Raw genomic sequence first — 10141 nt, 5'->3', positions numbered from 1 at the left:
CCTGTTCGCGTGCGGCTCGGAGGCGGCCGGCGAAAGGATAGCCAAACGAGTAGCGGCAGGCCGCCGTACCGGTTCTTTGACAATTCGGTCTAACCTCCCGCGGGTTGGCAACCCGCGGGAGGTTGGGGAACGGGAGGGTGAAGGGCACGGCGGGCTACTCGCCCTGCCCCGCCCCGATGCACCAGAGCTGCTTGAGGCCGCGGATGTAGATGCGGCCGCGGGACATGGCGAAGGAGGCGAAACACTGGTCCGGGATGGCGATCTTCGCGACGAGTTCGAAGGCCGGACCGGCCTTGGTGACGTAGGTGACGCCGTCGTCGTCGGGCCAGTAGATGTGGCCATCGGCGAGGACAGGCGAGGCGCTGTGGTGGCGGCCGAGCTTCTCCATCCAGAGGATCCTGCCGGTCTTCGCCTCGAGGCAACTGGCGTGCGCGCCGCCGCCCACGACGCCGTCGGAGACGACGAAGAACCAGTCCTTGAATGCGAGGGGCGAGGGGACGTAGGAGACGGCCTTGGGGTTCTTGGGCTCGTGCCAGAGGACGTGGGTGTTGGTGACGTTTCCCTGGCCGTCGGGGCGGATGCCCATGAGGTGGAGCGTGGGGAAGCCGCCGGTGACGAAGACGATGCCCTGGGTCATCACGAGGCTGGCGGCCATCTGCTCGGTGGGGCCGTCCACGATCCAGAGCGGCTTGCCCGTGTCGGGGTCGTAGGAGGCGACGCAGGCGGAGCCGGAGAGGATGAGCTGCTTTCGGCCGGCGGCGTCGAAGAGGACGGGGGGGACGTAGGAGCGGACGCCGGCGGGTCGGGGCGCGAGCCAGCGCTGGGCGCCGGTGGCCTTGTCGAGCGCGACAAGGTAGGCGGGGCCCTTGGGGCGACTGTCGTGGTCGCCGTTGAGGATGACCAGGTCTTTGTAGAGGAGCGGGGAGCTGCAAAAGCCGTGGGCGGCGAAGAACTTGCCGGGGCGCTGCTCCCAGACCTTGTTGCCCTCGAGGTCGTAGCAGGCGACGAACATCTCGGCGCGGTCCTGGAAGGCGACGAAGACGTGGGAGCCGTCGGTGGCGGGGGTGGAGCTGGCATAGGAGTTGAGGTTGTTGATCTTTTCGAGGGGGGCGACCAGCACGTCGCGGCTCCAGAGGAGCTTGCCGTCGTGCGCGTCGAGGCACAGGAGGATGCGGCGGAGCTCGGCCGGCTCGGCGGTGGTGAGGAAGAGGCGGCGGCCCCACACGATGGGCGAGGAGTGGCCTTTGCCGGGGATGGGGGTCTTCCAGGCGACGTTTTCGGTTTCGCTCCAGCGGAGCGGGAGGCCGGATTCGAGCGACGAGCCGTCGCGCCGCGGCCCGCGCCATTCGGGCCATTCCTCGGCGGCGGCGAGGGGGGCGAGGAGCAGGAGGAAGGCCCCGAGGGCGGCCAGGCGGTGTTTCATCAGTCTTCTCCGTCGGGCAGTGGTCCTCCGCGCGGACCAGGACAACGGGTTCCGCGCTCTCCCCCGGCTCAGCGGAGGCGTTCGAGGGGGTAGCTGTCGAGCAGTGCCGCGACTCGGGCCAGCTCGTGCTTGCGCCAGGCGCGGTCCACGAGGTCGAGGGTCAGGCGGGCCGAGGCGACGATTTCGCCCGGCGCGTTGCTCTGGGCCACCAGGTCGCGGGCCGAGGCGATGCGCTGGGCGAGGCGCAGCCGCTCCTCGGGCGGCGCGGCGGCGGCGGCATAGGTGATGACGGCGCCGGAGGTTTCGATGCGGTACGAGCGGAGCTGGAAGGGTTCGAGGCGGACGGTGAGGAGCGCGCCGGTGACCTCCTGGGTGGCGTCGGGCTCCTGGGGCAGGGGCCCCTCGTGGTCGGGGAGGCGGTGCTCGCTGACGAATTCGGCGGGGAGCGCGGCGGGCAGCGGGCGCTTCGTGACAGAGGGAAGGACGAGGTCGGCGGCGGCCGCCAAGTCGCGCAGTTTGACGTCGCTGCCGGAGAGCGCGACGTGGGCGGTGACGGGGAAGCGGGCGCGGTTGACGAGGTAGAAGAAGCGGCCGTCGGCGCGCTGGAGCTCGCGGACGGCCACGGGGTCGGCCATGCCGGCCACGGTGCTGAAGGGTTCGGCGGGCAAGGCGCGGTAGGCGCGTGCAAACTCGCGGAGGGCCTCCTCGTGGCCGGCGGTGGGGAGCGAGCCGCCGCCGAGGGTGAGGCTGAGGGCGTCGAGGTCGGCGAGGCCCTGGGCGCAGGGTTCGAGGAACTCGCGGCCGGCCGGGGCGGGGTAGGAGGCCCGCGCGGGGTGCTCGGCCCACCAGTGGCTGCGGAGGGGCTGGAGTGCTCCGATGGTGGACTCGAAGGGGCGGTAGGCCACGGCGAGGGCCACGCGGCCGAAGCCGGCGTACGGGGCGCTGCCTTCGGCGGAGAAGGCCAGGTCGCGCGCGAGCGCGACGGCGGGATTCGGCCCGCGCGAGGCGAATCGGTAGAGGAGGTGGCGGTCGTCGGTCGGGCGCACGACGCGGCGGAGCACGAGGTTGGTCGGTCGCTCCTTGTAGAGCGACACGTCGAGCCCTGCCTCGCGGTACAGGGTGTCGAGCGAGCCGATGCGTCCCGACAGCGCGGTGAGGTTCAGGAGCGGGTGCGGGCTGGCGCTGTCGGGGAGGCCGATGGTCAGGTAGAGCTTGAGGTCGGGCCGCTTGCTTTGGACGCGGCTGGCGAGTTCCACGTAGAGCTGGCGGAGGCGGCGGCAGCGGTAGCTGATCCAGAGGTCGTACTTGTTCGCCAAGAGCCAGCGGGCGCGCTCGGAGAAGCGGGTGGGGCCGGTGCGGCATTCGGGGGGCAGCTCGAACTTGGCCTCGCGGGCGAAGTCGGCCACCGTCTGGTCGTCGTAGCCGCACTGGATCGAGCCGAACCAGGTGGACTGCTCGGGTCCGAGGACGAGCGAGACGCCGGCCAGGGCGGGCGAGGCGCTGTAGCGCTCGACGATCTCGGTCATGCGGTCGAGGAGCGCGGCGCGGACGGCCGGGTGCAGGGGGTTGTAGCGGGGCGGGTCGCCGGGTTCGCCGCGCGTGAGCGTGTCGTCCCAGCTCACCATGCGGGCGCTGGGCGTGCCGCCGACCACCGTGTCAATGGTGTGGGAGCTGAAGACGCTCGCGAGGGCCACGGCGTCGTCGAAGATGACCTCGGGGAGGAAGCGCACGCCGGCCTGCTCGCACAGGTGGAGGACCTGCTCGAGCCAGCCGGCGCAGTGGCGCTCGGCGCCGATGCCCAGGCGGAAGGCCTCGGGCTCGGCGGGGTAGAGGAGGCCGCGGTGCCACATGACGGGGTAGCACAGGAGGTTCTGCCCGGTGAACTTGAGGTACTCGATGAGGCGCCGGAAGCTCTCGTAGACCTCGGGCGGGCGCAGGCCGGTGGCGCCGAACTGCACGGGGACGTTCGGGTCGTCCCAGTGGAGGCCGAAGGTCCTGCCCCCGTCGCTCGGGGCCTCGATGGGGGCCGCGGGCAGGCCGCCGCCGGCGTGGCGGACCGTGATCTTGGCGCACGCGGCGGGTTCGCCGCTGGTGAGCGTGCGGAACATGATCGCGTTTTCCAGCTCGCGGGGCCAGAAGTAGAGGGGCAGTTCCACCAAGCCGGGCGAAGCGGCGGCGGCCCGCCCGACGAAGTAGCCCGTGGCCACGTCGCCCGAGGCGGGGTAGCGCCGGGAGGTCATGATGATCTCGGCGCTGCGTGCGCGGTCGGCGGGATAGGTCACGATGGCGACGTGGGGGACGTCGGTGCGGGTGACGCGGAACCTGTAGGCGAACCGGGCGTCGGGGTAGCTGCCCGCCTCGCGGTAGGCGCCCAGGTCGCTGCGCACGATGCGCGAGCCGCCGGTCTCGCAGAAGACGTCGGGGCTGGACTGCTTGGCGCATTCCACGGTGGTCACGTAGTCGAACTTGGGCGGCGCCTGGGCGCTGGGCGACGCCTGGGTGCCCGCCGGCGGCGCGACGACCAGGAATTCGCATCGGGGACAGGTCACGCGCCCTTCGGAGCTGGTGACGACCTGGTAGACGCCCTCGGCGCCCAGCGCCTGGGCCGAGAGGGGCATGCGCAGGCTTGTCCAGGCGCGGGGCGCGACCTCGAGGGGGGCCTCCACGGCGTGCACTTCCCTGCCGGCGGAGTTCAGCACGCGCACCAGGACCTTGGCCTTAGCGTCGGCGGACGTGGTGTTGTAGAAGCGCGCCACGACGTCGGCGGCCTGCCCCCGGAGGTAGAGCGAGCGCCCGAGTTCGAGCACGAAGGGGAGGACGAGTTGGCTGGCCTGCTTCTGGACCTCGTCGCGGGTGAGGGGGCCGTCGTAGAAGCGCAGGTCGTCAATCAGGGCGCAGCCGGGCACGTTGCCGGCCACGGAGCCCACGTAGATGCGCTCCGGCGGGTCGGCGGCCCAGGCGGCCTGCCCGCCGGTGGCCCGCCCCGCCTCGACGCCGTTGACGTAGAAGACCGCCTGCTCGCCGCGCCGCCAGCAGGCGGCGAAGTGGTGCCAGTCGCGCTCGTCCCAGCGCACCAGGGGCTGGTGGAAGCGCAGGGGCCAGAGCGTGAAGATGCCGAGATTGGTGGCGTCGCGTTCCAGCCACACGGCGAGGGCGCCGGGGCTGTCGCGCTGGGGGTCGCCGCCGAACACGTCGTCGCTGACCAGCACGGCGCGCCAGGGGCGCTTCTCGGGGAGGGCGCAGGCCCAGAAGGAGATGGCGCCCTCGTCGCGCGAGAGGTTCTTCTTGAAGTCATAGGCCAGGTTGAGGCCGCCGGTGGCCACGAGGGCCTGGCCGAAGAGCCCCGGGGCGAACCGAGCGCGCTCGGCGACCAGGGGGCGCGCGTTGCCCGCGGCGGTCTGGGCCTCCACCACGTTGTCGAAGGTGGCCTGGAAGGTCAGGCGGGCCGGGTGCGGCGGGCGAAGCTCGGGGGCCGCCGGCTCGGGCAGCGCCGGGGCCCGCTCGGCGGCGAGGTTGTGGATGAAGGCCAGTTCGACCTCGGTGGCGGTGAGCGCGCGGTCGTAGAGGCGCAGCTCGTCGAAGAGGCCGCCGGCGCGGCAGCCGCCGAAGCGGTCCGAGCCGAGGTAGAGCAGTTCGGAGGCGGGCAGCCGCCAGCGGAGGGCCTGCTCGCCCGCCAGCTCGCCGTCGAGGAAGAGGCGGATGCCCGTCTCGCCGTCCCAGGTGACGACCACGTGGTGCCAGGTCTCGGGGCGCCAGCGGTGGATGGGGGCCGACACGCTGGCCGTCTTCGGCCCCTGGAGGCCGAAGAGGAGCCGGCCCTGGCTGATGAGGGCCCAGAAGTGGCCCATCGCGCCGGCCGGCTTTTCGTCGGTGAAGAGCACGCGGGGGATTCCCTGCTGGGTGGGGTCGCCGGGGTTCCACAGCGGCATGTGCCAGAACTCCAGGCTGCCGCGCGCCTTGTCGAGCAGGCCCCTGCAACGCACGAGGAGCCCGGTGGGGAAGCGCTCGGAGCCGAACTCGGCCCCCTGGGCCCGCACGCCGGGCCGGTAGGCGGCGTAGAGGCACGAGGTCTTGAGCTCTCCGTTCGCGGCGAACTCGGCGTCGGGCGAGCCGTCGAAGGGAATGTGGAGCAGGAGCTTCGGGGGAGAGGGCGGCGTCGTGCCCGCCTGGGCCGTGGCCGCCGCCATGAGGGCGCATCCGGCCATCCAGCAGCTCAGGGCGTGGGCGCGTCGTCGAACGGCGCGGGCATTGTGCATCCAGCGGCCTCCTGGCGCTCGAAAGGGGCGCCCCCGGGGAGCGTGCGAAGGACTGAAGCTCGTCTCGTCCGTGGCCGCGCTGTGGCCAGGGCCTTCCGCGGGCCAGGGACGGCCCGCCCACAGGCGTCATTGCTCCCGACGCTCACAGGAACTATAGCACAAGAGAGGGCTTTCCTCAAACGGGGCCGATGCGGAGCCGCCGGGCCGAGCGGAAGACCACGATCGGCAGGTCGGGCGCCAGGGCGGCGGCCAGCTCGCGCACCTGCCGCTCGACCTCGCGGCCGGGGTAGCGCGACGAGATGTGGAAGAGCGCCAGCAGCTTGGCCCGCGCGGCCACGGCCACGCGGATCGCCTCCTCCACCGTGGCGTGGGCGGGGGCCTCGCGCTCGTCGGCCGCGAGGAAGGTGGCCTCGTGCATCAGCACCTCGGCGTCCCGCACCACGTCGGGGTCCAGCGGCATCGAGTCGCCGCTGTAGGCGAGCAGGGTCTTCTCGTAGGTTTCGGTGAGTTCCGCGCGCGGGGTCGAGCGCGCGATCCGGGCGATCTCGGCCTCGGCCAGCCCGGCGTAGCGCGGGTGCAGGCGCTTGCGCTCCTCGGTGACCTTGTAGCCCAGGGCAAGCGAGCGGCCGCCGTGGCGGGCGCGGAACGGCACCAGCGTGCCGCGGTCGCGCCCGGTGCCGAGCGGCACGGCCTGCCCCGGCTCCAGCGCGTGCCACGAGAGGTCGTAGCCCACGCGGTAGGTGAGCGCCTCGACGTACTGGCGCAGGACCGCGACCAGTTCGTCGCCGGCGGGGTGGTACACCTCGAGCGGCTTCTCCTTGTCGCCGCGGGCCGAGCGGCGCGACTGGAGCAGCCCCGGCAGCCCGCCGATGTGGTCGTAGTGCCCGTGGCTGAGGAAGACCTTCTCGATGGCGAAGACGAAGTTCTCCATCGCCGCGCTCACGCCCTCTCCCGCATCGAGCAGGATGCGCGACGGGCGGTAGAAGAACCACGTGGAGTACATGGCCTTCGAGTAGCCCGTCAGGTTGGCGGCGATCTCTTCGTGCAGGCTCATGGCAACTCGCTCTGTGACTCGGGACTCGGCGGGGAATCCGGCGCTTCGTGGACAACCTCGAGCGCGCGGCGCACGACGCGGCGCGTGAGCAGGTCGGTGGCCTCCACGGTCCAGCCCCCGAGCCGCTCGTTCGCGGCCAGGGGCAGGGCGACCTCCAGCACGCCGCCGGCGGCCACCCGCTCGCCGCCGTACTCGGGGCGCTCGCGGCCGGCCGCGTCGGTGACCGTCACGCGCACGATGTGGCAGCCGTGGGCCGGCCGGCCCGACTCGTTCAGGACCATGACCTTGTAGCTCAGGGAGCCACCGCGAGCGGCGATGGCCTCGGGCGCTTCGAGGCGCAGGGTGAAGGGGCGTTCGCTGTGCAGCACGAACAGGCCGCCATCGTGCGGCGGCAGGTCCAGCGTGAGCGCCGGGCCGCTCTCGCGCTCCACGGCCACGGGCTCGCCGGTCGAGAGGTCGAAGGCGCAGGTCGGCTGCACCAGGGCGGGGTCCAGCTCGATCCTGGGCTTCCGGGGCGCGCCGCTGTGGTTCACGGCCACGAGCAGCCAGGTGTCTGCCGCACAGGCTCGGAGGCCCACCTCCACGCACGGCTCGTCGGCCCGCGCGATGGGGCGCACGCCGTGCTCGGCCAGGGCGTCGGCCAGGCCCCGGCGGAGCTCGCGCGTGGCCACGGCGTCCCCTGCCCCCGCCGCCTGCCGGTAGGCCTCCGCGATGCCGGGCGAGAACAACAGCGTCCGCCCGGCGCCGAAGCGCCGTCGCCGAACCGTGAAGGCGCCGAAGACCGGCGTTTCGGCCGTGCCGAAGAATGCCTCGGGCCACTCCACGGGCGCGCCCTCCTCGTCGCTCACGGCGGGCTGGTCGGCCAGCAGCAGGCCGCCGGCCTCGACGAAGCGCACGAGGGCCCACGCGACCCGCTTCGGCACCACCCGCACGCCCAGGAGCGCCACGGCGCCGACCGAGGCTGGCACGCCCTCGGCCACCAGGCGCTCGTGCAGCAGGTCCGCCCCGCCCGAGGCGGCCTCCAGCAGGCCGAAGGCGGCCAACACGCCGCCGCCCCCGCCGTTCACAGCCACCTCGGTGAAGGGGAAGAGTTGCGCGGCCCGAGCCGGCGGCCGGTGCGACCGCGCGAGCAGCGGCCCCCCGCGGCCCAGCCGAAGGAAGAGGCCGCCGAGCGCCTCGGGCAGCGGAGCCTGCCGCCGGCGGCCGACGTAGCGGGGGTTGTCGGCCACGCGAAGATGCGCGACGCCGCGCGCGATGGCCGTGTAGGCCGCCTCGGCCACCGGAGGCCGGCCCACCGCCAGGTCCAGTTGGGCGCCCAGCGGCTTGCCGAGCGACGCCAGGATGGCCTGGTGCCCGGCGAGCGAGAGACGGAAGCGCTCGAGGTCGGCCTCGGGCGCCACCTCGGCGGTCTCGCACGCCCGCGCCCACACGAAGGCGTCGCAGTAGGGCGCCGCCGGGCCGTCGCGGAGGAAGCTCGTGGCATCGAAGGTGAGCGACAGCCGCACGCCTGCGCCTGCCTCGTCGCGCAGCTTCGCCACGGCCGAGAGCACGTGCCACCAGTACGATGTCACGAAGGCGCTGAGGGCCTTGCGCTGGGCGGGGCTCAGCGACTCGGGTTCGCCCTCGGGCAGTTCCGCTCCGAGGTTGCGTTCGTAAGCGGCCCGGCAGGCGGGGCATCGGCAGAACTGCTCGGGATTCACGGCGGCGCGGCTGGCCACCTCGTGGAAATGAAGGCCCGGCACCCGCGCGGCGGCGGCCAGCACGGGGCGCACGCGGTGGTCGAGCGCGTGGCGGAACTCGGGCGTCAGCGCGCACAACGGCAGCGGCGCCGCGGGGCTGAGGCCGGGCACGAGGCCGCATCGGTGGTGCGCGAGCGCCAGGCCGGCGCGCGCGGCGCAGTCGCGCGCGTGGGCCAGCATCGCCTCGCGGTGGGGCGCTTCGCCGGCCCGCCAGGCGGGCGGTCCGGGCAGCGAGAGCGTGTTGGCCCCGGCGCCGGCGATCTCGGCGACGGAGCGCTCGGTGGAGGCCCGGTCCAGGTGGTAGCCGCCGTCGGCGATGAGCGGGAAGCCCGCGCGCGCGGGGGGCGGCGCGAGGATGTGGAGTTCCTCGTCCGCGGCATCGGCCAGTTCGCCGCCCACCCGCAGCTCGGCCCGCAGGCGATAGGCCCCAGGCCTCAGGCGCGGAACGGGCAGCGGGAGCTCGACCTCTTCGTAGCGCCCGTCGCGCCAGCGCACGGTGCGTTGGCGCGGCGCCAGGGCCGCGTTGCCGTCCTCCTCCAGCAGCGACAGGTCGAGGGCCACCTCGGGCGGGGGCTGCTGGAGGTCGCTCGCCACGCGCGCGAGCACGCGCGCCGTTTCGCCGGGGGCGAAGGCGCGTCGCCCGTCTTCGATCTCGAGCGACAGGCGCGTGGGGTGGACGACCTCGACGGCCACGTCGCGGCGGGCCACCTCGCGGCCCTCGGCGTCGGAGGCGATCACGCTGACGTAATGGATGCCTCTCGCCCACGGGCCGTCCGGCACGCGGAATGAGACGATGGCCTCGTGCGTCTTGCGCGCGGGCAGCGACGCGGAACTCTCGTGCACGATCCGGCCGCGGGCGTCGGCGAGCCGCACGGTCAGCCGCACGGCAAAGGCCTCGGGGCCCGCCAGCCTCGCCTTGCCGAACTCCTCGTTGCCCGCCCCCACCTGGCGGTTGGGCAGCGAGAAGCTCTCGAACCAGAACGGCTCGTGCTGCTTCCGCATCCAGGCCAGCGCGCTGCGGAGGAAGTCGTCGAAGGCGTCGCCCGTGAAGAACCAGCCGTATTCGGCCTCGTCGCACTCGGGATAGGAGGCGACCACGACCACGCGGCCGTAGCCGAACTCGCCGGCCACCACGAGCGGCAGGTCGCCGGCCCGCAGGGCCACGTGGGCGCCGGGTTTCGGCTCCACGGGGTGCACCTTGCGGATGTAGCCCAGCGGCGCCGGCAGGCCGCGGGCGATGGGGTGCACCGAGGGCGTCGGCAGCACGCCGGCCTCGACGTCGAGCCCTCGCAGGATGCGCACGGGCAGCAGGGGGTCGAGAAGCAGATAGCTGCCCTCGGCGTTGCCGAAGCTGTGGCTGCCGCCAAGGAGCATCAGGGCGCCGCCGCGCTCGACGAAGGCCGCCACGGCCAGCAGCTCGGCCGCCGACAGCGCCACGGGGTCCAGCCCCGCCAGGATGGCCACGTCGTAGCGGTTCAGGTGGGCCAGGCCCTGCTCTCGGGGGTCGAAGTTCAGCGGTTCGAGCGGCACACACGCCCCGCGGAAGAGGGCGACGTGCAGTTCCTCGATCCGCCGCTGGCAGTTGGCCAGGGCCGCCTCGATGCCGTAGTTGCCGTTGTCCGAGGGTCGCACGTAGAAGACGCGCATGGCACTGCCTTCAGAAGCCAGC

At 73.3% G+C, this 10141-nt stretch carries 4 protein-coding genes; all 4 read right to left on the bottom strand.

Translation table 11 applies throughout. From position 1 onward, the window contains the following. Window positions 1-154 precede the first annotated feature (154 nt). Complete coding sequence (locus PLE19_15505; protein HPD16359.1) at window positions 155-1423, bottom strand: PQQ-binding-like beta-propeller repeat protein; 1269 nt, start codon at window positions 1421-1423, stop codon at window positions 155-157. Between the two features lie 68 nt (window positions 1424-1491). Next, window positions 1492-5679 carry a hypothetical protein gene (locus PLE19_15500; protein HPD16358.1) on the bottom strand — a complete coding sequence of 1396 codons (4188 nt, stop codon included), beginning with the start codon at window positions 5677-5679 and terminating at the stop codon, window positions 1492-1494. A gap of 175 nt (window positions 5680-5854) precedes the next feature. Further along, a complete protein-coding gene (locus PLE19_15495; GenBank protein ID HPD16357.1) occupies window positions 5855-6733 on the bottom strand; it encodes an MBL fold metallo-hydrolase in 879 nt (292 codons plus the stop codon). Continuing rightward, complete coding sequence (locus PLE19_15490; protein ID HPD16356.1) at window positions 6730-10119, bottom strand: glutamine amidotransferase; 3390 nt, start codon at window positions 10117-10119, stop codon at window positions 6730-6732. The genes PLE19_15495 and PLE19_15490 overlap by 4 nt, the downstream gene beginning before the upstream one ends. Between the last annotated feature and the right edge of the window lie 22 nt (window positions 10120-10141).

It is taken from the genome of Planctomycetota bacterium, assembly GCA_035384565.1.
Taxonomy (GTDB): Bacteria; Planctomycetota; PUPC01; order DSUN01; family DSUN01; genus DAOOIT01.
The sequence above is the reverse complement of the archived record's forward strand: the minus strand, read 5'-3'. Positions and strand labels throughout refer to the sequence as shown.